General features: G+C 52.1%; 1 tRNA gene and 1 rRNA gene. Both read left to right on the forward strand.

Features of this window, described 5'->3' with window-relative positions:
- Positions 1–103, forward strand: a 5S ribosomal RNA gene (rrf, locus tag GQY27_RS21320); the annotation flags it as partial.
- A gap of 49 nt (positions 104–152) precedes the next feature.
- A tRNA-Ala gene (locus GQY27_RS21325) sits at positions 153–225 on the forward strand.
- Positions 226–286 lie beyond the last annotated feature (61 nt).

Genomic DNA, 286 nt, shown 5'->3' on the forward strand with positions numbered 1-286 from the left:
TTGGGGGGTTCCACACGTACCCATCCCGAACACGACCGTTAAGCCCTCCAGCGCCAATGGTACTTGGACCGCAGGGTCCTGGGAGAGTAGGACGCCGCCAAGCAATTAACCTTTTAGGTTATATTTTTACTGAATCATTTATTTAACGATGAGGGGCCATAGCTCAGCTGGGAGAGCGCCTGCCTTGCAAGCAGGAGGTCAGCGGTTCGATCCCGCTTGGCTCCATAAATTTTCCCTGATAGCTCAGTTGGTAGAGCACTCGACTGTTAATCGAGTTGTCACAGGT

This window comes from Paenibacillus sp. An7, assembly GCF_009870785.1.
In the GTDB taxonomy this organism is placed as follows: Bacteria; Bacillota; Bacilli; order Paenibacillales; family Paenibacillaceae; genus Paenibacillus.